Genomic DNA, 21,039 nt, shown 5'->3' with positions numbered 1-21,039 from the left:
CTGGGCCGGAGCCCGCCCTGCGCGGCCTGGATCCTGCCGCGATGGCCTTCTCCTCCGCCGCCACGCGGATGCTCCTCACCAGCGAAGGCCTGACCACCCCCCTCCTCCAGGCGCTCGTACGCGGCCCCCTGCGCGCCCGGGCCCGCGACGTACGGACCGTCGTCCCGTCCGCCCTCCCCCCCGACATCCGCGCCGCCCTCCGCCCGAACGGCACCGACCACTGCCTGCTCCGCCGGGCCCGCCTGCTGACGGTCACCGGACGGCCCGTGTCGGACAACACGGTCGCGGCCCTCTCCGGAGTGGACCCACGAGTGGACCGAGCCGTCGCCGACCCCTCCCAACCGGTGGGATTCGCCCTCGCCGAAGCAGGGGTGACCCTGCGCCGGCGCATCGTCCACGTGGGCCGGTCCACGTGGCCGGACGGCGCCACCTGCGTGGTCAAGACGTACACCCTGGACAGCAAGGAGCGCCCGCTCCTCTGCATCCAGGAACTGTTCAACCCGTACATCGTCGAAGCAGCCGTACACACAGAGCCCCAGCCGGGCTGACTCCTTTCGTCAGGACCGGCGTGCGGCACCGGCGGGCCAGATGACATCCACAGGCAGGCCGGCCGCGCGCGCTTCCCCGACGGTGTCGGCCGTGCCGCCGCCCTTCCCTGAGGGGGGCGTTCCGTCCCAGACGGCGACAAGCCGATCGGCGCGCTTCAGGAGCTCCGAGTTCGCGGCTTCGTAGGCCGCCCGGTTCGCGGTGGCGTGAGGCAAGGTGAGAACGTTCTCGGCCGCCTGGACAAGATGATCGAAGACCGGCGCGTGATCGGGCCTCACCTTCGTCTCGCGGTAGTCCTGCGAGGGAATCACCACAACAAGCCGACCGCCCACCGCCGTGACCGCTTCGGCGAAGAGCGAGTCCGCTCCGGCGGCAACGCACGACACTCCGGTCAAGTCATGCCGGTAGGGCTCCAGGACAGCGCGCAGGGCGGCCCGCACGAGAGGCACGCTCTCCTCGGTCAGGTCCATGTGCCCGGTCACAGCGAGCGTCGTCACGGGGGTACTCCTCAGCTCGAAAGCAAGTCGCGGATAGTGTCGCGCGCCTCGCGGACGGATCGTGATGCCTGGCGGCCGACGGTGTACGGGTACAGCTGCCCGAGCTGTGCGCGGACGCGGCCGGACCGAGCGAACCAGGCGGCGCCGACCGCGCGGCACGTTTCCTCCGCTCCGGCAGCCACGTCGCCGACGAGGAAGTGGCATTCGGCAAGGCCGATACGGTCAAGGGCATGGGATCGGCCGGCCTCGGTACCGCGCTGGGACAGAGCCGTACGGATCTCCGCAGCAGCCCTGTTCGCGTGCCGGCGTGGGTCTCCGCGTGCGAGATCGAGTAGTCGGCCGCCCGTCACTCCAGCCAGCTCGGCCTCGTCGAAGTACGCGATCCAGTATGGCTCTTCCTCACCGGGCCCTGCGCCGGCGAGGGCCTCTGCTGCCCGTTTCGTGGCTCGCTCGAAGCCTGTGTGGCGGCCCTGCGCGGCGTACGCCCACGCCTCGCGGGTGTGAAGCATCGCTCGGACGCGTGGTCCGATCTCGTCGCGGGCACCCTCCTGGGCAAGGTTGATGAGCTGAAGAGCGTCGTCGGGACGGTCGCGACAGAGCATCTGGCGGGCCATCCCGGCCAGGACGTTGGCGCCGAAGACCGCGTCTCCACCCGCGTGTGCAGAGCGAAGCGCCAAGCGGTAGTAGTCCTGTGCCCCGCGGTGCAGGCCCGAGTCCCAGGCCATGGTGGCGGCGGTCCCGGCGAGTTGGGCCATGATCCGGTAGAGGCGGGTCTCGATGGCCGGTGCCTGGTGCTCGTCGAGGGCCCCGGCCACCTCGGCGAGCTGCCCGAGCACGGCCTTTCTTCGGAGCCCGCCACCGTACCGGTGATCCCACTGGCGGAAGGCGCGCGCCGTGAACTCCAGTTCGTCCATCTCTCTCATCCCGAGGCGGCCGCGCCGAGCAGCCGCAGGAAGGGCTACGGCCGGCTGGAGCCAGCCCTCGAGGGAATCAAGGAGTGCGGCGCCGGTCACCGCCGTGCCGGCCAGTGCCCGCGCCATCGCGCGGCGGTCCATCACGAGATCGCTCCTCGTAAGGTCGGCGGCCAGGTTGACGGTGGCGTCCGGCCGCCACGACGGCTCCTCGCTGGCCGACTGGTCACCTCGTAACGCTGGCTGGTGCTGCGTTTGATGCTGTGGTTGGTGCTGCTCCCAGGGGCGCGGTGCGAGCCCGAGCAGTGCTCCGGGGATTCGGAGTCCGTCGGCGATACGGCAGACGACATCAAAACTGGTGACCCGTTGGCTGCCGCTGATGATCGTGCTGACCTTGCCGGGGGGGGAGCCGGCAAGCGGATGCCATCCGATTCTGGGAGAGGCCACCCCACTTCTTGATCAGGGTGAAGACGGCTGCGAAGTCGTGCTCGGCGAGAGCTGCCCGGAGGTCCTGTCGGTCGAGGACGTCGGGCGGGAGAAGACTAGGGGTGGTGGCATCCATGGGCCAGCTTCCGGGCGATTCTATGCACGCGGGCGCGCCTTGCAGGTGCGTGAACGAATGTATTACCGCCTAAGTAACCCCCGCCGGTCATCCCGCAGTTGCACCTATCGGGCCGACGCTGCTGACACGAACCGAATGGACGCGACGACAGGGGCTGCCGTGCACGCCGGACGAAAGACGAGAGAACGATCGAAGCACGGCTTCGAGACGATGTCGCTCAGTCTCTCCAAGTCGGCCAAGAGCCCCGCCAAGGCGTCACACGTCGACGGCCCCCCAGCTCGGTGCCGTCTCCGTAGCCGGTCCGGATCACGCCGTGGCGTACCTGCTGCCCCGGAACCATGCGGACCACTACGGACCTGACCCGTGGGAAAGCCCCAAGGATCCAGTTCCCGGCAGGCAATGACCACTGCCTGCGCCTCGGAGCTCCCGCCCCGGCCGACGACTCCTGCCCGGAAACCCCGGTCGGGGCGGGTTCACGCACCACCCATCCATCCGAACAGGAGGCACCACCCATGAATAGCACTATCGAAGCACCCGCATCCGCGACACAGGACGCCAAATCCTTACTCACGGCGGACCAGTTCGCCGGCGTCCGCGCCACGGTCATGGACGCCAACTCCGGCATGGCCGCGTCGCTGGCCGGGCGGATCGTCGAACAGGCGGTGGCGTTCGTCGCCACCTCCGCCCGGTTCCCCGAGGCCCGCATCGCTCCGTCGCCCGTGGTCGACGAGGGCTGGCACGCCCTGGTCCTCGACACCCAGCTGTATGCGACTCTCTGCGAGGCAGTCGGCGGGTTCGTCCACCACTACCCGCAGGGGCCCGAACCGTCCGGCTACGACCCGGAGCTCACCGCCTACACGCTGACTGTGATGACCAACGCCGGGTACGGACCGGACATGGACCTGTGGCAGGGACCGGGCGCCAACGAGATCGCGGTGGGCGCCACGACCTGGCACACCCCCTCGGACAGTCGGCCGATCGTCATCACCAAGCGGCCGAAGCCGAAGCCGAAGGACGACTCCGGCGCGTAGTCTCGATGCCCGACGGAAGGAGCGCGTCATGGAGTGGATCGACCCGCGCTACGCGGAAGTCGTTGAGGCCATGAAGCAGGCGGCCGAGTCGGAAGACCCGGAATCGAGTGAACCTGCACCGATGCGAGGATTCATCATCCCGCCGAAGGGCTGACAGAAAAACGGTCCCGGCCGCTGGGTGGTTGCTGACCCCGGCCGGGGCTGCTCCTCTTCGCGTACCACGGGAGGCGATCGTCTTCCTTCGTTCGGTGCGCGCGCACCGGCTCTACGGGGCCTGCGTCTTGGTGCTGGTCCTGGGGGCTCCGCCGGAGTGAGGTTCTGCGTCCAGGATCGCCGGTATCTCCAGTCCTTGGAGCGGAAGGCCGCCGGCGACGACTGGAGGCAGAAGACCGGAGAAGATCTGATCTTCACCGAGCGACATGGCGGGGAGATCGAACCGCGCGGCTTCGCCCCGACCTTCACCGCCCTGGTGAAACGGGCTGGTGTGCGACTCGTCACAGTGCGGCTCGCCCGGCACGCCTGCGGCACCCTGCTCGCCTCGTTGAAGGTGCACCCGAAAGTGGCTCAGGCGATTCTTCGGCACAGTCAGATCAGTATGACGATGGACGTCTACACACACGTCGTGGATGAGGACCAGCGCGAGGCTGCGGGACTTCTCGCGGATCTCTTGGAAAACCCGCTCATCGGTTGATGTCACCGGTGGATGTCAAAGACCCCCAGGCACGAATGCCTGGGGGTCTTCACGCGGGTGGGGCTAACAGGATTTGAACCTGTGGCCTCATCCTTATCAGGGATGCGCTCTAACCAACTGAGCTATAGCCCCGCGCTGCCCCCAAAGATTAGCGCACTCCGGGGCCAGCCCCAAAATCGATACCCGCTGCTCACTCGTCCTCGGCGAGCGTGAGCTCGACACCGCCCACGAAGCCCGCCGACAGGTTGTAGATGAAGGCGCCGAGCGTCGACAGCGCGGTGGCCAGGACCACGTCGATCACCGCGATGACCGACGTGAAGATGAGCACCCGCGGCAGCGACAGGAACGACTGGAGGTCGAAGCCGTTGGACTCGTTCGAGCCCGTGGCCTCACTGATCGTGCCGCCGACCGTCGAGAAGACGCCCATGGCGTCCATGACCATCCACAGCACCGCCGCCGCGACGACCGTGCACACGCCCAGCGCGATGGAGAGCAGGAAGCTGACCTTCATCACCGACCACGGATCGGCCTTCGCCACCCGCAGTCGTGCCTTGCGTGTACGAGGGGTCGTACGCGCCCCTGTCCTCGGCAGACGCACCGCCGAGGCGGGCTCCCCCGCGGTCCCGGCGGCCGGGCCCGTGAAGCCGTGCTGCCCGCCCTGCGTCCCACCAGTCCCGCCGGTCCCGCCGGCGTGCGTCCCGCCGCCAGGCGAGGGATACGCCTGCGGCGGGTGATAAGGCTGCGCGGCCGGCTTCGGCTGCTCAGCGCCGTACGTATCGAACGGGGGCTGCTGCCCCCGGGTGTCCGTCACCGCAACCCCCTGGGAGTCCGTGGCAGGGCCACGAGCACCGTTCCCTCCGGAAGCGGCCGATCCGGCGCCCGTGGCTCCACTCACGCTTTACTCCTCGTGCTCCCCTGCCGAGGGCTGAGTGCCCTCGGCGACCTCGGCCGTACCGGCCACCTCGCCCGTACCGGCCTCTGCCGTGCCCGCCTCGTCGGCCGCCGGGTCAATCACCCCGTCGACCTCCTCGGCCTCACGGCCCGCCTCAGCGTTGCGGGCGACGCCGACGACGGCGTCCCGCTTACCGAGATTGATCAGTTGAACGCCCATGGTGTCACGGCCGGTCTCCCTGACTTCGTTGACTCGCGTGCGAATCACACCGCCGCCCAGGGTGATGGCAAGGATCTCATCCGTCTCCTCGACCACCAACGCGCCCACCAGGGAACCGCGGTCCTCCACAATCTTCGCAGCCTTGATGCCCAGGCCACCACGTCCTTGGACGCGATACTCACCCACCGCGGTTCGCTTCGCGTACCCACCATCTGTGGCGGTGAAGACGAACGTACCCGGCCTGACGACATTCATCGACAGCAGTTCGTCGCCTTCGCGGAAGCTCATCCCCTTAACTCCCGATGTGGCGCGCCCCATCGGACGCAACGCCTCGTCGGTCGCCGTGAACCGGATCGACTGCGCCTTCCTACTGATGAGCAGCAGATCGTCCTCCGCCGACACCAGCTCCGCGCCGATCAGCTCGTCGTCCGCGCCCGACTCCGTCTCCCGGAGGTTGATCGCGATGACACCGCCCGACCGCGGCGAGTCGTAGTCCTTGAGCGGGGTCTTCTTCACCAGACCGCCCTTGGTTGCCAAGACCAGGTACGGCACCGCGTCGTAGTCGCGGATCGCCAGGATCTCGGCGATCTGCTCGTCCGGCTGGAACGCCAGCAGGTTGGCCACGTGCTGGCCGCGCGCGTCCCGCCCGGCGTCCGGCAGCTCGTAGGCCTTCGCCCGGTACACCCGGCCCTTGTTCGTGAAGAACAGCAGCCAGTGGTGCGTCGTCGAGACGAAGAAGTGGTCGACGATGTCGTCTTCCTTGAGCTTCGTCCCCCGCACGCCCTTGCCGCCGCGCCGCTGCGAACGGTAGTCGTCCGTCTTCGTACGCTTCACATAGCCGCCACGGCTGATCGTGACGACGATGTCCTCCTCGGCGATGAGGTCCTCGATGGACATGTCACCGTCGAAGGGCACCAGCTTGGACCGCCGGTCGTCGCCGAACTTCTCGACGATGACGGCCAGTTCGTCACTGACGATCTGACGCTGCTTCTGCGGCGACGCCAGGATCGCGTTGTACTCGTTGATCTTCAGCTGGAGTTCGTCGTGCTCGGCGACGATCTTCTGCCGCTCCAGCGCCGCCAGGCGGCGCAGCTGCATCTCCAGGATCGCGTTCGCCTGGATCTCGTCGATCGACAGCAGGCCCATCAGGCCCGTACGCGCGATCTCGACCGTGTCACTGCGCCGGATCAGCGCGATGACGTCGTCGATCGCGTCCAGCGCCTTCAGCAGACCGCGCAGGATGTGCGCGCGCTCCTCCGCCTTGCGCAGCCGGTACTTCGTCCGCCGGACGATGACCTCGATCTGGTGCGTCACCCAGTGGCGGATGAACGCGTCCAAGGACAGCGTGCGCGGCACCCCGTCGACCAGGGCCAGCATGTTCGCGCCGAAGTTGTTCTGCAGCTCGGTGTGCTTGTACAGGTTGTTCAGGACGACCTTGGCGACCGCGTCCCGCTTGAGGACGATCACCAGCCGCTGACCCGTACGCGAGGACGTCTCGTCACGGACGTCGGCGATCCCGCCGACCTTCCCGTCCTTGACCAGGTCCGCGATCTTCTGCGCGAGATTGTCCGGGTTGGTCTGGTACGGAAGCTCCGTGACGACCAGGCACTGGCGGTTCTGGATCTCCTCGACCGCCACCACCGCGCGCATCGTGATCGAGCCACGACCGGTGCGGTACGCGTCCTCGATGCCCTTGCGGCCCACCACCAGCGCGCCCGACGGGAAGTCGGGGCCCTTGATGCGCTCGATCAGCGCGTCGAGCAGCTCCTCGTGCGAGGCGTCCGGGTGCTCCAGCGCCCACTGCGCGCCGGCCGCGACCTCCCGCAGGTTGTGCGGCGGGATGTTGGTGGCCATGCCGACCGCGATGCCGGCCGAACCGTTGATCAGCAGGTTCGGGAAGCGCGCCGGCAGGACCGTCGGCTCCTGGTTGCGGCCGTCGTAGTTGTCCTTGAAGTCGACGGTCTCCTCGTCGATGTCACGGAGCATCTCCATGGACAGCGGCATCAGCTTGCACTCGGTGTACCGCATCGCGGCCGCCGGGTCGTTGCCGGGAGAACCGAAGTTGCCGTTCGAGTCCACCAGCGGCATCCGCATCGACCACGGCTGCGCGAGACGGACGAGCGCGTCGTAGATCGAGGAGTCGCCGTGCGGGTGGTACGTACCCATGACGTCACCGACGACGCGGGCGCACTTGTAGAAGCCCTTCTCGGGCCGGTAGCCGCCGTCGTACATCGCGTACAGCACCCGGCGGTGTACGGGCTTCAGACCGTCCCGTACGTCCGGCAGCGCGCGCGACACGATGACGGACATCGCGTAGTCGAGGTACGAGCGCTGCATCTCCGTCTCGAGCCCGACCGGCTCGACGCGCAGCGCCAGCCCCTCCACCGCGGTGGCGGCCTCGACGATGACGGGGGCCTCGGGGGCGGCTCCGTCAGGACTCTCGGGGGTGTCGGCGTTTTCAGGGGTGTTCTGGTCGGCCATTGCTGGTCAGTGTTCCTTTCGGCCTTTTCGAATCCGTCAGCTGAGACCGACTCAGATGTCGAGGAAGCGGACGTCCTTGGCGTTGCGCTGGATGAAGGAACGCCGTGCCTCGACGTCCTCGCCCATCAGCACCGAGAAGAGGTCGTCGGCCTGCGCCGCGTCGTCCAGGGTCACCTGGCCGAGGACCCGGTGGTCCTGGTCCATGGTGGTGATGCGCAGCTCTTCGGCGTTCATCTCGCCCAGCCCCTTGAAGCGCTGGATCGAGTCCTCGCGGGTCCGCTTGCCGTTCTGCTTGCCCAGCTCGACCAGCGCGTCGCGCTCCCGGTCCGAGTACGCGTACTCGAAGTCGTCCTTGCCCCACTTGATCTTGTACAGCGGCGGACGCGACAGATACACGTGTCCCGCCTCGACCAGCGGCCGCATGAAGCGGAACAGGAAGGTCAGCAGCAGCGTGTTGATGTGCTGCCCGTCGACGTCGGCGTCCGCCATCAGAATGATCTTGTGATAGCGGAGCTTCTCGATGTCGAAGTCCTCGTGCACCCCGGTGCCGAACGCCGAGATCAGCGCCTGCACCTCGGTGTTCTGGAGGATCTTGTCGAGCCGCGCCTTCTCGACGTTCAGGATCTTGCCGCGGATCGGCAGGATCGCCTGGTACATCGGGTTACGGCCCGACTTCGCGGAACCACCGGCCGAGTCACCCTCGACGATGAAGATCTCGCACTTCGCCGGGTCGTTCGACTGGCAGTCGCTCAGCTTGCCCGGCAGGGACGCGCTCTCCAGCAGCCCCTTGCGGCGGGTCAGGTCACGCGCCTTGCGGGCCGCGACCCGGGCCGTCGCGGCCTGGATCGCCTTGCGGATGATGTCCGCGGCCTCGGTCGGGTTGCGGTCGAACCAGTCCGTCAGGTGCTCGTGCACGATCTTCTGCACGAACGTCTTCGCCTCGGTGTTGCCCAGCTTCGTCTTCGTCTGGCCCTCGAACTGCGGCTCGCCCAGCTTCACCGAGATGATCGCCGTCAGACCCTCGCGGATGTCCTCACCGGCGAGGTTGTCGTCCTTCTCGCGCAGGAACTTCTTCTCGCGCGCGTACCGGTTGACCAGGCCCGTCATGGCCGCACGGAAGCCCTCCTCGTGCGTACCGCCCTCATGCGTGTGGATCGTGTTGGCGAAGGAGTACACACCCTCGCTGTACTGCGCGTTCCACTGCATCGCGATCTCCACCGAGAGCAACCGCTCCTTGTCCTCGGCCTCGATGTCGATGACCGTGGGGTGGATCAGCTCGCCCTTGCGGGAGTTCAGGTACTTCACGAAGTCGACGAGGCCGCCCTCGTAGTAGTACGTGACCGTACGGGCCGGCGCCTCGCCCGCGTCCTCGGCGGCGTCCGCGCCCGCCACGTCCGCGCCCGCGACGGCCTTCGCCGACTCGCGCTCGTCCGTCAGCGTCAGCGTCAGCCCCTTGTTCAGGAACGCCATCTCCTGGAACCGGCGCGACAGCGTCTCGAACGAGTACTCGGTCGTTTCAAAGATGTCCGGGTCGGCCCAGAACGTCACCGACGTACCGGTTTCGCCCGTCTCCTCGTTCTGCGCCAGCGGGGCGGTCGGCACACCCAGCTTGTAGTCCTGCGTCCAGCGGTGGCCGTCGGTCTTGACCTCCACGGCGACCTTCGTCGACAGCGCGTTCACGACCGAGACGCCGACGCCGTGCAGACCGCCGGAGACGGCGTAACCGCCACCGCCGAACTTTCCGCCCGCGTGCAGCACCGTCAGCACGACCTCGACGGCCGGCTTGCCCTCGGACGGGACGATGCCCACCGGGATACCGCGCCCGTTGTCGACCACACGCACCCCGCCGTCGGCGAGGATCGTCACGTCGATGGTGTCCGCGTGCCCCGCCAGGGCCTCGTCGACGGAGTTGTCGACGACCTCGGACACCAAGTGATGCAGACCACGCTCGCCGGTCGACCCGATGTACATCCCGGGACGCTTGCGGACCGCGTCGAGGCCCTCCAGCACGGTGATGGCACTGGCGTTGTACGAGGAAGTCACCTCGCCGTGCTCACCAGTGGAGGCGGACGGAGTCTTCTCTTTGGGGTTGCCGGAATCGGCCACGAAGCGCCCTTTCTGGCACAGCACAGGCCGTTCACCGGCAAGCGGGAGCGGCTGCGTCGTTCGGCTTGTAGCGACGTCTCCCGCAAGCACAGCGGGATTTTCCATCAGTCTACCGGTAGCGCCGACCCGAATGGGGGTTTGCCGGTACCTGAGTCCGCATGTGCCGCCCTGAATGAGCGCCGACCGACTCCCCATATTCGGGAAGGGGCTCCAAGAGGCTCACACGGGCATTGAGCGCTTCGGCCTGTCAACCTTCCGCTACGGTGAGGGACGCCTCACTCTCCCCGGACACTTCCCCAGGTCACAGCTCTGCCGGAGAGGAACACGCGCCGCCGCGCGCGGGGCGCCGCCGAGCCGCCTCGTACCGGCGGCCGCCGTACCCTCTGGGGACCGCGCCGGGCCCGCTCCCACCCCGCTGACCTGCGCGGATCATGGACAGCGGACAAACAGGCGCGTGCGGGCTCCCAGGGGCGCGCAAGAGGCCGTACGAGACCCCCGCACCGAACCACCACGGACCCCACACCTCATCCGTACGTGTCGCCGGGACCCTTGCTCCCCGGCGCCCGCAGCCGGCCGTACCGCTGCGGCGGACCCGTCGGTCCCAGCACCTTGATCACCCGTACGGTGCCGTGCCCCAGATCCTCGTTCAGCCGCGCCACCAGACGCGGCGCCAGCAACCGCAACTGCGTCGCCCACGCCGTCGAGTCGCACTGCACCGTCAGGACCCGCTCGTCCTCCTCGTACTTCTGCGGCACACAGTGCTTCGCCACGTCGTCCCCGACGATCTGCGGCCACCGGCCCATCACGCCGCCCACGGCCGCCGGCGCCTCCCAGCCCCGCTCCGTGATCAACCGGCTGATCGCCGCACCCAGCGGCAGCGGATCACGACCGTCCGCCCGGGCCCCCGACCGCAGCCCACCGCCCCGCCTGGCCTGCTTCTTCTGCTGCGCGGCATCCCCACGCGCGCGTGCCTGCTCCTTCGCCGCGCGCAACGCCACCCGCGCCAGATCCACCCCCGACGACTCCGGCGGCGCCGGCGGCGTACCCCCGCCTACGCTCCCGTCCGCCTCCGGCAGCTCAGGAGACCTCTCGGGCCCGCCAGGCCCCCCGGCCCCGCCACCCCGCCGCGCGCCGCTCACGCCCGCTCCACAGCGCCGTCGGCCACCAGGAACCGCGTCCCCGCCAGCACACCCGGAACGTCGTCGTCCACCGCCGCCGTCACCAGCACCTGCTCACCCGGCGCCACCAGCTCCGCCAACCGCTCCCGCCGCCGCGCGTCCAACTCCGCGAACACGTCGTCCAGCACCAGCACCGGCTCGTTGCCCTCGGCCCTCAGCAAGTCGTACGAAGCCAGCCGCAACGCCAGCGCGAACGACCACGACTCCCCATGACTCGCGTAGCCCTTCGCGGGCAGCTGCCCCAGCTTGAGCACCAGATCGTCACGGTGCGGGCCGACCAGCGTCACCCCGCGCTCGATCTCCTGCTTCCGTACCTCCACCAAGGCCGCCAGCAGCCGCTCGTACAGCTCCTCACGCCCATGGCCCAGTCCCGCGCCGTCCCCGGCGGCGGAGGAGTCCATGGCCTCCCCGGCCGACGAGCGGTACTCCAGCCCCACCGGCCCGCCCCCGGGCGCCAGCTGCTCGTACGCCTTGTCCGTCAGCGGACGCAACGTCTCGACCAGATTCACCCGCTGCGCCAGCAACTCCGCCCCCACCCGCGCCAGATGCTGGTCCCACACGTCCAGCGTCGACAGGTCCATGCCACGCCCGCCGTGCCTGCGCGCCATCGCCGCCGACTTCAACAGCGTGTTCCGCTGCCTCAGCACCCGGTCGTAGTCCGACCGCACTCCCGCCATCCGCGGCGACCGCGCCGTCACCAGCTCGTCGAGGAACCGCCGGCGCTCACCCGGATCGCCCTTCACCAGCGCCAGATCCTCCGGCGCGAACAGGACCGTCCGTACGATCCCCAGCACATCCCGCGGCCTGACCTGCGACGACCGGTTGATACGCGCCCGGTTCGCCCGGCCCGGATTCAGCTCCAGCTCCACCAGCTGCGACCGCTCGCCCTGCGTCACCGCCGCCCGGATCACCGCCCGGTCCGCGCCCATCCGCACCAACGGCGCGTCGGACGACACCCGGTGGCTGCCGAGCGAGGCCAGATACCCGACCGCCTCGACCAGATTGGTCTTCCCCTGCCCGTTCGCCCCCACGAACACGGTGACGCCCGGGTCGAGCGGAACCTCGACCCGGGCGTACGACCGGAAGTCGGCCAGCGACAAATGCGTGACGTGCATGGATGTGCGCCGGCCTCCCCGGTGGAGCTACTTCGCCTGCTTCGACTCGACGGAGTGACCGCCGAACTGGTTACGCAGCGCCGCGACCATCTTCATCTGCGGCGAGTCGTCCTGACGCGACGCGAACCGCGCGAACAGCGACGCGGTGATCGCGGGCAGCGGCACCGCGTGATCGATGGCCGCCTCGACCGTCCACCGGCCCTCGCCCGAGTCCTCCGCGAAGCCCCTCAGCTGCTCCAGGTGCTCGTCGTCGTCCAGCGCCTTGACCGCCAGGTCCAGCAGCCAGGAACGGATGACCGTGCCCTCCTGCCAGGAACGGAAGACCTCACGGACGTCCGTGACCGAGCCGACCTTCTCCAGCAGCTCCCAGCCCTCGGCATAGGCCTGCATCATCGCGTACTCGATGCCGTTGTGAACCATCTTCGCGAAGTGGCCCGCCCCGACCTTGCCCGCGTGCACCGAGCCGAAATCACCCTCCGGCTTGAGCGCGTCGAAGATCGGCTGCGCCTTCGCCACGTCCTCCGGCGTACCGCCGTACATCAGCGCGTAGCCGTTCTCCAGGCCCCAGACACCGCCCGAGACACCGCAGTCGACAAAGCCGATCCCCTTGATGCCCAGCTCCACGGCGTGCTTCTCGTCGTCCGTCCAGCGGGAGTTCCCGCCGTCCACCACGACGTCCCCCGGGGACAGCAGACCGGCCAGCTCGTCGATCGTGGACTGCGTCGCGGCACCGGACGGGACCATCACCCACACGACCCGGGGGCCCTTGAGCGTGTTCACCAGCTCTTCGATGCTGTGCACATCGGCGACGTCCGGGTTGCGGTCATATCCGACGACGGTGTGGCCTGCGCGGCGAATGCGCTCGCGCATGTTGCCGCCCATCTTGCCGAGACCGATGAGACCGAGCTCCATCAGTGGTTCCTTAAGCGTCGAGGCGATTCGTACCCGCGCCCGAGCCTACGCCCGGGCGCCTCCACTCACCTGTGGGGTCAGCCGCTCAGGCGAACCGGCATGATGAGGTATTTGTACGCTTCGTCCGCCTCGGCCTTGACATCCGCCTTGCCGCTCAGCAGCGCCGGCTTCGTGGAAGTCGTGAACGACAGTTGGGCCACCGGTGAATCGATCGCGCTCAGACCGTCCAGCAGGAACGTCGGGTTGAAGGCGATGGAGATGTCGTCGCCGTCCAGCAGCGCGTCCACCCTTTCCACAGCCTGTGCGTCGTCGCTGGAACCCGCCTCCAGGATGAGCACCCCCTGCTCGAAGCTCAGCCGCACCGGCGTGTTCCGCTCGGCGACCAGGGCCACGCGCTTGACGGCCTCCACGAACGGGGCCGTCTCGATCACCGCGATCGAGTTGAACTCCGTCGGGAACAGCGTCCGGTACTTCGGCAGGTCGCCTTCGAGCAGCCGGGTCGTCGTCCGCCGCCCCGCGCCCTCGAAACCGATCAGGCCTTCGCCCGCACCCGCCCCGGAGAGCGCCAGGGTGACCGTGTCACCGCTGGTGAGCGCCTTGGCGGTGTCCAGGAGCGTCTTGGCGGGCACCAGCGCGACCGCGGAGATGTCCGCGGCCTCCGGCTTCCACAGGAACTCGCGGACCGCGAAGCGGTAGCGGTCGGTCGAGGCCAGCGTGACCGTGTCGCCCTCGATCTCGATCCGTACGCCGGTCAGCACCGGGAGCGTGTCGTCGCGGCCCGCGGCGATGGCGACCTGGGAGGCGGCCGAGGCGAAGATCTCGCCGGGGACGGTGCCCGTCGCCGTCGGCATCTGCGGCAGCGCGGGGTACTCGTCCACCGGCAGGGTGTGGAGGGTGAACCGGGAGGAGCCGCAGACCACGGTGGCCCGCACCCCGTCCGTGGAGATCTCCACAGGGCGGTTGGGGAGGGCGCGGCAGATGTCGGCGAGGAGCCGGCCGGAGACGAGGACGATGCCGTCCTCCTCCACCTCGGCGTCCACCGAGACCCGCGCCGAGACCTCGTAGTCGAAGCTGGAGAAGCTGAGGGCGCCTTCCTCGGCCTTCAGCAGAAGGCCTGCGAGTACCGGCGCCGGGGGTCGTGCCGGGAGGCTCCGGGCCACCCAGGCCACCGCCTCGGCGAGTACGTCGCGCTCCACCCGGATCTTCACCGGAACCGCCTCCTGCTTTGCTCGCTCGTCCTGCCGGCCTTCGTCGTCGGCCCTGATGCCGGGGACCAGTCTGACGTACGGCACCGACAGTCCGTGCTGCTGCGGGTCAAGTCGGGGTGGGGGCGGCGGAGAGCTTCCTCGCCGACTTGTGCACAGGGCCCACTTCGAAGCGGATCCCTAGCTAACTATGAGTAGGAGTAGTAGTAGGGCCTGTGGAAACCGTGGATAACGTCGTTTGCGCAGGTCAGACCCGTTTTTTTGTCCACCGGCCCTGTGGGCGGCATCCGTGGACAACTCGGTCCCTCTGTGGACGGGCGAAAGTTCTGCACACCCGATGCACAGGGGAGGGCCACTTACCCCCAGCTCCGTCCCCAGCTTTACCCACGTTCCCCACAGCCCAACCGACCTCCTTGGTGTGACGCCTTTCACTCGACTCAGCGATGGTGGGCGTTTTGTTGCCGAACAGTGGACAGCGCTGTGGGGAAGTTGTGGGTAAGAGGGTCCGCCCTGTGGGCCGCCGGTGGACAACGTCCCGATGACCCTGTGGACAGAAAATTCATCCACAGGCTGTGGAGAACTGTCGCGCACAAATCCACAGGCGTCTGACCAGCCACGATAATCCCGCACCCGCCTCGCCTGTGGAAGCGTTCTGGACAACTTCCTGGGTCCCCAGGCTGTGGACGGAAGATCACCCACAACTCTGTGGAGAAGTCGGCGGCGGCGCCCGGTGTTCGAACAGCGGGCGCGGGCGACGGCGCGCCGGAACGGTGAAGGGCGCCCGGGAAGGTGCTTCCCGGGCGCCCTTCACCGACGTTCCGCCGGCGGTGTCAGCCGTTCTTGATGCGGTTCGTGAGTTCCGTGACCTGGTTGTAGATGGACCGCCGCTCGGCCATCAGCGCCCTGATCTTGCGGTCCGCGTGCATCACGGTCGTATGGTCCCGGCCGCCGAACTGCGCCCCGATCTTCGGCAGCGAGAGGTCGGTCAGCTCACGGCACAGATACATCGCGATCTGGCGGGCCGTCACCAGGACCCGGCTGCGGGACGACCCGCAGAGATCCTCCACGGTCAGCCCGAAGTAGTCCGCGGTCGCCGCCATGATGGCGCTCGCGGTGATCTCCGGGGCCGCGTCCTCACCACCGGGGATCAGGTCCTTGAGGACGATCTCGGTCAGGCCGAGGTCCACCGGCTGCCGGTTGAGGGAGGCGAACGCGGTCACCCGGATCAGCGCGCCCTCCAGCTCACGGATGTTGCGCGAGATCCGGGACGCGATGAACTCCAGCACCTCCGGCGGCGCGTTCAGCTGCTCCTGCACCGCCTTCTTACGGAGGATCGCGATACGCGTCTCCAGCTCGGGCGGCTGCACATCGGTGGTCAGCCCCCACTCGAAGCGGTTGCGCAGCCGGTCCTCCAGGGTGATCAGCTGCTTGGGCGGCCGGTCCGAGGACAGCACGATCTGCTTGTTCGCGTTGTGGAGCGTGTTGAACGTGTGGAAGAACTCCTCCTGCGTCGACTCCTTGCTCGCCAGGAACTGGATGTCGTCGACCAGGAGGATGTCGACATCGCGGTACCGCTTGCGGAAGGTGTCGCCCTTGCCGTCCCGGATCGAGTTGATGAACTCGTTCGTGAACTCCTCGGAGCTCACGTACCGCACCCGCGTCCCCGGGTACAGGCTGCGCGCGTAGTGCCCGATCGCGTGGAGCAGGTGGGTCTTGCCGAGCCCGGACTCCCCGTAGATGAAGAGCGGGTTGTACGCCTTCGCCGGCGCCTCGGCGACCGCGACCGCCGCCGCGTGCGCGAACCGGTTGGAGGCGCCGATGACGAAGGTGTCGAAGAGGTACTTGGGATTGAGCCGGGCATGCGGCTCCCCGGGCCGGGTCGCCGGCGCGGGCTGCGCGCCCAGCGGTCCCGGCGCGCCCCGGTGCCGGCCTCCGCTGGGCCCGCCGCCGTGCTGCGGCGACTGGGGGTCCTGGAGGTCGTGGCGCTCGTGCGGCTGCTCGTACTGCGACCGGTCGGGACCCTGCGGCTGCCGGTAGTCGTGCTGCGGCTGCTGGGGGCGGGTGGTGGCGTACGGATCACGGTCCTGGTAGCCGCCGAGCCGGGGCTGCCACGCGAGGTCGTCCTGGGACTGCGGCCAGACACCGGGATCGGGGCGCTGGCGCTGCTGGTAGTCCGGGTACGCGGGGCGCACCGACGGCATCCCGTCGTCCTGCGGGCGGTGGCCGTAGGTGTCGTATGTATCTGTCTGCCGCTCGTCGTGGAGCGAGGACTGGTAGCGGTGCTGCTGGGGTACGGCGGGGGCGGGCGCGGGGTCGCCGGCCGAGTCGTCCACGGTGATCGCGATCCGGATGGGCCGGCCGCACTCATGGCTCAGGGTCTCGCTGATCAACGGGGCGAGACGGCCCTCCAGGACCCGCTTGCCCCATTCGTTCGGGACGGCGAGCAGCGCCGTGTCGGCCACCAGCGCGAGAGGCTGGCAGCGCTCGATCCACTGCTTGTCCTTGGGCTCGACGCCCTGCTGGCCCTCCCTGAGGAGTTGCTCCAGCACTCGTGGCCACACTGCGGCAAGATCGGCAGGTACATCAGCCACAAGGCACGCTCTCTCACAGGTCCCACGAATATGTGGTTCTCGGGACGGGGTGGGAAGACCGGCGGAAAAAGAAGCCGGAGTTCCGTCACGGTAGTCAGGCCGGGGTCCGACGTTCAAGTCGTTGTCCACAGGCTGTGCACAATGGGAGGTGGCAGCTCACTGGTTTGACCGGATGGCGTAGCCGCGCGTACCGTGACCAGGTCGAGTTGTCGATGGCTGCTGCCGCCTGCCTCCGATGGGCAAAGATCACGATCTGTGGTTGTGAAGCGGTGCACTCGGGCGTAAACGCGAGCTTCTCGTGGGCGCACGGTGACAGCCAGGCGACGCCCCGCCATCACTTATCACTTTCTGGAGCCCTCGAGTGAGCAAGCGCACCTTCCAGCCGAACAACCGTCGTCGTGCGAAGACCCACGGCTTCCGTCTGCGCATGCGCACCCGTGCCGGTCGTGCGATCCTCGCGACCCGCCGTGGCAAGGGTCGCGCCCGTCTGTCCGCCTGATCACCTACAGGTCATGACGTGCTGCCTTCCGAGAATCGGCTGAGGCGGCGCGAGGACTTCGCGACCGCGGTACGCCGGGGACGCCGGGCCGGACGCCCGCTTCTTGTCGTCCATCTACACAGCGGTGCAACGGACCCGCACGCGCCTGGGGAGAGCGCTTCCCCGGCACGTGCGGGTTTCGTCGTGAGCAAGGCTGTGGGCGGCGCGGTGGTACGGACCCGGGTGAAGCGAAGACTTCGCCATCTCATACGCGACCGACTGCTTGAGCTGCCCCCCGGTAGCCTGGTTGTCGTACGGGCGCTACCCGAAGCGGGTGACGCCGAATATGAACGACTGGCCCGAGACCTGGACGCCGCTCTTCAGCGGCTGCTGGGAGGGGGCACGCGATGAAGTACCCGCTGCTGGCTCTGATCAAGCTGTACCAGTGGACGATCAGCCCGCTTCTGGGCCCTGTCTGCCGGTACTACCCGTCGTGTTCGCACTACGGGTACACGGCCATCGACCGGCATGGCGCGGTGAAAGGCACGGCGCTGACCGCCTGGCGCATCCTGCGGTGCAATCCGTGGTCGCCAGGTGGTGTGGACCATGTCCCACCGCGCAAGCGCCCGCGTTGGCACGAACTGCTGCGCAACGCGTGGCGGAGCAGCGAGAGCGGGCACTCCGTCGCCGGCGTGCCTTCCGGGGCGTCGGCCCCCGAACCTCCCAGTCCGGCCGCAGAGACCTCGCCCAAAGCTCAAGGAGCCTGATTAGTGGACACGATTGCCGGATTCTTCAGTTTCATCACCACGCCAGTCTCGTGGGTCATCGTCCAATTCCACAGTCTGTACGGGGCGATCTTCGGGCCTGACACGGGCTGGGCCTGGGGCCTGTCCATCGTGTCCCTGGTGGTGCTGATCCGGATCTGTCTGATCCCGCTTTTTGTGAAGCAGATCAAGTCGACCCGGAACATGCAGGTCCTTCAGCCCAAGATGAAGGCGATCCAGGAGCGCTACAAGAACGACAAGCAGCGCCAGTCCGAAGAGATGATGAAGCTGTACAAGGAGACGGGCACCAACCCGCTCTCCTCGTGTCTTCCGATCTTGGCGCAGTCTCCATTCTTCTTCGCGCTTTACCACGTGCTGTCGAGCATCGCCAACGGCAAGACGATGGGCGTGATCGACCAGGGGCTGCTGGACAGTGCGCGTAAGGCGCACATCTTCGGCGCCCCGCTGGCGTCGAAGTTCCTGGAGAGCAGCGCGAAGGTCGACGCGCTGGGCGCGTCGCTGACCAACGTGCGGATCGTCACAGCGATCATGATCCTTCTGATGTCGGCGTCGCAGTTCTACACGCAGCGCCAGCTGATGACGAAGAACGTCGACCTGACGGTCAAGACGCCGTACATGCAGCAGCAGAAGATGTTGATGTACATCTTCCCGGTCATCTTCGCCGTCACGGGCATCAACTTCCCCGTCGGTGTCCTCGTCTACTGGCTGACCACCAACGTGTGGACCATGGGCCAGCAGATGTACGTGATCAACCAGAACCCGACACCGGGCAGCAAGGCGCAGGACGCGTACCTCGGGCGTCTGCTGAAGAACATCTCGACGCACGAGCAGGTCAAGTCCAAGCGGAAGCGCACCATCGTCGGAGCGATTGTGGCCAAGGGGCCCGACCGCAACGACAACGAGCGTAAGTTCTTCCTGAACCTGGCGAAGGCGGGTCTGGTGCCCCAGGCCGACGGCACGGTGGTCAAGAGCGACACGGTGGCGGCCGAGGCCGAGGCGGGTGCCGCCGCGGCCAGGCGGCAGCAGCCGAAGCGTCTGACCAAGGCGCAGCGCCAGGCAGCGGCCGCCCAGGCGACGGCGGACCAGAAGCCGGCCGATCACGGGCCGGAGCACAAGGCGGCGGACGACGCCGCTCCCGTGGCGAAGACCTCGCTGGAGAAGCAGGACGAGCCGCGGGACTCCACGTCCAAGCCGTCGGGCAAGCCCGCCGCCGGTTCCTCCCCACGCCAAGCCAAGGCGGGACAGCGCAAGGGCCAGCAGCGGCCCAAGCACCCGTCCAAGAAGTAACGAAGGAGTCCATCCGTGACGGAAGGCACCATCTCCGCCGCCGCCGAGGGGGGCGACACCCTGACCCGCCTTGAGCAGGAAGGGGAGATCGCGGCCGACTACCTCGAAGGCCTGCTCGACATCGCCGACCTCGACGGTGACATCGACATGGACGTCGAGGCCGACCGGGCCGCTGTTTCGATCATCAGCGACAGCGGCCGGGATCTCCAGAAGCTGGTCGGGCGTGACGGCGAGGTCCTGGAGGCGCTCCAGGAGCTGACGCGGCTCGCGGTGCACCGGGAGACCGGGGACCGCAGCCGGCTGATGCTCGACATCGCCGGCTTCCGGGCGAAGAAGCGCACCGAGCTCGCCGAGCTGGGTGCCAAGGCAGCGGACGAGGTCAAGTCCACCGGTGCCCCGGTGAAGCTCGATCCCATGACGCCTTTCGAGCGCAAGGTCGTGCACGACGCGGTCGCGGCCGCGGGTCTGCGCAGTGAGTCCGAGGGCGAGGAGCCGCAGCGCTTCGTCGTGGTCCTCCCTGCCTGATCGCACCACTCTTTTCGGCCCCGCCCTGTTCGCAGGCGGGGCCGAATTTTGTCAGCCTGTTAGTCAGCCGCCCTCGGGGTGGTTCGGTACGGAAGGACGGTCCCCGTGACAGAGGCAGCAGAGCTTTCCCCTCCGCCGGACGAGGCGCGGACTCTTTTCGGCGAGTCCTTCTCCTCGGCGGTCCGCTACGCGGAGCTGCTGGCGGACGCAGGGGTCAAGCGCGGCCTGATCGGGCCGCGGGAGGTCCCGCGCCTCTGGGAGCGGCATCTGCTGAACTGCGCGGTGCTGTCCGAGGTCGTCCCCGAGGGGGTGACGGTCTGCGATGTCGGCTCGGGCGCGGGGCTGCCGGGCATACCGCTGGCCCTGGTGCGGCCCGATCTCAAGATCACGCTGCTGGAGCCGCTGCTGCGGCGTACCAATTTCCTCCAGGAAGTGGTCGAGCTGCTGGGGCTGGACCACGTCACGGTGGTGCGTGGGCGGGCCGAGGAGGTCCTGGGGACGCTGCCGCCGGTCCACGTGGTGACGGCGCGCGCGGTGGCCCCGCTGGACCGCCTGGCGGGCTGGGGGGTGCCGCTGCTGCGTCCCTACGGGGAGATGCTGCTCCTCAAGGGCGACACCGCCGAGGAAGAGGTCAAGGGAGCCAGGGCCGCGCTCAGCAAGCTCGGCGTCCTGGAGGCCTCGGTGCTGCGGGTCGGGGAGGGTGTGGTCGATCCGCTGGCCACCGTGGTGCGGGTGGAGGTCGGGGAGAGCCCCGGTGGCGTACGGTTCGCAGCGAAGCGGGCGAAGGCCGCGCGGACCAGCCGTACGAGACGGCGCCGCTGAGCCGTACAGTCCGTAGTGCCTATCAGTGATGCTCCATACAAGCTGCCATACCTACGCATTGCGGAGTGTCGTGACGGTCTGAACCTGCGGCGGATGCATCGTGTTTCACGTGAAACACCGTTCATTGCTTCAGGGAATCATCGGCCGTGGCCGCGCGGCAGCGACGCCGCGTGGTCGAAAGTCCCTCGTTCGAGGCATGGGGTTG

19 protein-coding genes, 1 tRNA gene and 1 pseudogene are annotated in these 21,039 nt (G+C 68.3%); 10 read left to right on the top strand and 11 right to left on the bottom strand.

The window, feature by feature from the left end; translation table 11 throughout:
- The first annotated feature begins 41 nt into the window (after window positions 1-41).
- Window positions 42-548, top strand: a complete 507-nt coding sequence (locus ACIO1C_RS04960) for a hypothetical protein (protein WP_401858707.1) — start codon at window positions 42-44, stop codon at window positions 546-548.
- Window positions 549-557: 9 nt separating this feature from the next.
- Here the strand turns inward: ACIO1C_RS04960 and ACIO1C_RS04955 are convergent, their stop codons facing one another.
- Together ACIO1C_RS04955 and ACIO1C_RS04950 are read right to left on the bottom strand one after the other, a co-directional pair.
- Complete coding sequence (locus ACIO1C_RS04955) at window positions 558-1,043, bottom strand: hypothetical protein (RefSeq protein ID WP_401858704.1); 486 nt, start codon at window positions 1,041-1,043, stop codon at window positions 558-560.
- 11 nt (window positions 1,044-1,054) lie between these two features.
- A pseudogene (locus ACIO1C_RS04950) lies at window positions 1,055-2,516 on the bottom strand (helix-turn-helix domain-containing protein).
- A 512-nt stretch (window positions 2,517-3,028) separates the two neighbouring features.
- On the opposite strand from ACIO1C_RS04950, the gene ACIO1C_RS04945 reads away from it, so the two are divergent.
- The 3 genes from ACIO1C_RS04945 (at window position 3,029) to ACIO1C_RS04935 (ending at window position 4,238) form a co-directional block, all read left to right on the top strand.
- Window positions 3,029-3,547 (top strand): glycine-rich domain-containing protein, encoded by a 519-nt coding sequence (locus tag ACIO1C_RS04945; RefSeq protein ID WP_401858701.1) that lies wholly within the window; start codon window positions 3,029-3,031, stop codon window positions 3,545-3,547.
- A 28-nt stretch (window positions 3,548-3,575) separates the two neighbouring features.
- Window positions 3,576-3,701: a hypothetical protein gene (locus ACIO1C_RS04940; protein ID WP_401858699.1), complete on the top strand. Its 126-nt coding sequence runs from the start codon at window positions 3,576-3,578 to the stop codon at window positions 3,699-3,701.
- Window positions 3,702-3,896: 195 nt separating this feature from the next.
- Window positions 3,897-4,238 carry a tyrosine-type recombinase/integrase gene (locus ACIO1C_RS04935; protein ID WP_401858697.1) on the top strand — a complete coding sequence of 114 codons (342 nt, stop codon included), beginning with the start codon at window positions 3,897-3,899 and terminating at the stop codon, window positions 4,236-4,238.
- Between the two features lie 58 nt (window positions 4,239-4,296).
- Here ACIO1C_RS04935 and ACIO1C_RS04930 read toward each other — a convergent pair.
- From ACIO1C_RS04930 to dnaA, 9 genes are all read right to left on the bottom strand, one after another.
- A tRNA-Ile gene (locus tag ACIO1C_RS04930) sits at window positions 4,297-4,370 on the bottom strand.
- 58 nt (window positions 4,371-4,428) lie between these two features.
- On the bottom strand, window positions 4,429-5,049 hold the full coding sequence (locus ACIO1C_RS04925; RefSeq protein ID WP_401858695.1) for a DUF3566 domain-containing protein: 621 nt from the start codon (window positions 5,047-5,049) through the stop codon (window positions 4,429-4,431).
- An 87-nt stretch (window positions 5,050-5,136) separates the two neighbouring features.
- Window positions 5,137-7,830, bottom strand: a complete 2,694-nt coding sequence (gyrA, locus tag ACIO1C_RS04920) for a DNA gyrase subunit A (RefSeq protein ID WP_401858692.1) — start codon at window positions 7,828-7,830, stop codon at window positions 5,137-5,139.
- 51 nt (window positions 7,831-7,881) lie between these two features.
- Window positions 7,882-9,960 (bottom strand): DNA topoisomerase (ATP-hydrolyzing) subunit B, encoded by a 2,079-nt coding sequence (gene gyrB, locus ACIO1C_RS04915; RefSeq protein ID WP_401858690.1) that lies wholly within the window; start codon window positions 9,958-9,960, stop codon window positions 7,882-7,884.
- Window positions 9,961-10,460: 500 nt separating this feature from the next.
- Window positions 10,461-11,012, bottom strand: a complete 552-nt coding sequence (locus ACIO1C_RS04910) for a DUF721 domain-containing protein (protein WP_401859117.1) — start codon at window positions 11,010-11,012, stop codon at window positions 10,461-10,463.
- A 59-nt stretch (window positions 11,013-11,071) separates the two neighbouring features.
- Complete coding sequence (gene recF / locus ACIO1C_RS04905) at window positions 11,072-12,229, bottom strand: DNA replication/repair protein RecF (protein ID WP_401858688.1); 1,158 nt, start codon at window positions 12,227-12,229, stop codon at window positions 11,072-11,074.
- Window positions 12,230-12,256: 27 nt separating this feature from the next.
- The gene (gene gnd / locus ACIO1C_RS04900) at window positions 12,257-13,141 is read right to left on the bottom strand and encodes a phosphogluconate dehydrogenase (NAD(+)-dependent, decarboxylating) (protein WP_401858686.1); all 885 of its coding nucleotides are present in this window, start codon (window positions 13,139-13,141) and stop codon (window positions 12,257-12,259) included.
- 77 nt (window positions 13,142-13,218) lie between these two features.
- Entirely contained in the window at window positions 13,219-14,349 is a 1,131-nt protein-coding gene (gene dnaN, locus ACIO1C_RS04895) for a DNA polymerase III subunit beta (RefSeq protein WP_401859115.1), read from the bottom strand.
- 827 nt (window positions 14,350-15,176) lie between these two features.
- Window positions 15,177-16,937, bottom strand: a complete 1,761-nt coding sequence (dnaA, locus tag ACIO1C_RS04890) for a chromosomal replication initiator protein DnaA (RefSeq protein ID WP_401858683.1) — start codon at window positions 16,935-16,937, stop codon at window positions 15,177-15,179.
- Window positions 16,938-17,298: 361 nt separating this feature from the next.
- Between dnaA and rpmH the strand changes: the two genes are divergently transcribed.
- From rpmH to rsmG, 6 genes are all read left to right on the top strand, one after another.
- Window positions 17,299-17,436 (top strand): 50S ribosomal protein L34, encoded by a 138-nt coding sequence (gene rpmH, locus ACIO1C_RS04885; protein WP_030354375.1) that lies wholly within the window; start codon window positions 17,299-17,301, stop codon window positions 17,434-17,436.
- 18 nt (window positions 17,437-17,454) lie between these two features.
- Window positions 17,455-17,826, top strand: a complete 372-nt coding sequence (gene rnpA / locus ACIO1C_RS04880) for a ribonuclease P protein component (protein WP_401858680.1) — start codon at window positions 17,455-17,457, stop codon at window positions 17,824-17,826.
- Window positions 17,823-18,182 (top strand): membrane protein insertion efficiency factor YidD, encoded by a 360-nt coding sequence (gene yidD / locus ACIO1C_RS04875; protein WP_401858677.1) that lies wholly within the window; start codon window positions 17,823-17,825, stop codon window positions 18,180-18,182. Before rnpA ends, yidD begins: the two co-directional genes overlap by 4 nt.
- 3 nt (window positions 18,183-18,185) lie before the next feature.
- Entirely contained in the window at window positions 18,186-19,487 is a 1,302-nt protein-coding gene (gene yidC / locus ACIO1C_RS04870) for a membrane protein insertase YidC (protein ID WP_401858674.1), read from the top strand.
- A 15-nt stretch (window positions 19,488-19,502) separates the two neighbouring features.
- A complete protein-coding gene (locus ACIO1C_RS04865; RefSeq protein ID WP_161311682.1) occupies window positions 19,503-20,012 on the top strand; it encodes a R3H domain-containing nucleic acid-binding protein in 510 nt (169 codons plus the stop codon).
- Between the two features lie 105 nt (window positions 20,013-20,117).
- Complete coding sequence (gene rsmG / locus ACIO1C_RS04860) at window positions 20,118-20,834, top strand: 16S rRNA (guanine(527)-N(7))-methyltransferase RsmG (protein WP_327235605.1); 717 nt, start codon at window positions 20,118-20,120, stop codon at window positions 20,832-20,834.
- Window positions 20,835-21,039: the final 205 nt, after the last annotated feature.

Source organism: Streptomyces sp. NPDC087420 (assembly GCF_044744165.1).
GTDB lineage: Bacteria > Actinomycetota > Actinomycetes > Streptomycetales > Streptomycetaceae > Streptomyces.
Note: the sequence above shows the minus strand (reverse complement) of the source record. Positions and strands in the feature narration are given on the sequence as shown.

Bases quoted from the DNA above. Each gene is read 5' to 3' on its own strand.
- ACIO1C_RS04960 (WP_401858707.1), top strand. From the start codon at position 42: ATGGCCTTCTCCTCCGCCGCCACGCGGATGCTCCTCACCAGCGAAGGC.
- ACIO1C_RS04945 (WP_401858701.1), top strand. From the start codon at position 3,029: ATGAATAGCACTATCGAAGCACCCGCATCCGCGACACAGGACGCCAAA.
- ACIO1C_RS04940 (WP_401858699.1), top strand. From the start codon at position 3,576: ATGGAGTGGATCGACCCGCGCTACGCGGAAGTCGTTGAGGCCATGAAG.
- gyrA (WP_401858692.1), bottom strand. From the start codon at position 7,830: ATGGCCGACCAGAACACCCCTGAAAACGCCGACACCCCCGAGAGTCCT.
- recF (WP_401858688.1), bottom strand. From the start codon at position 12,229: ATGCACGTCACGCATTTGTCGCTGGCCGACTTCCGGTCGTACGCCCGG.
- gnd (WP_401858686.1), bottom strand. From the start codon at position 13,141: ATGGAGCTCGGTCTCATCGGTCTCGGCAAGATGGGCGGCAACATGCGC.
- yidD (WP_401858677.1), top strand. From the start codon at position 17,823: ATGAAGTACCCGCTGCTGGCTCTGATCAAGCTGTACCAGTGGACGATC.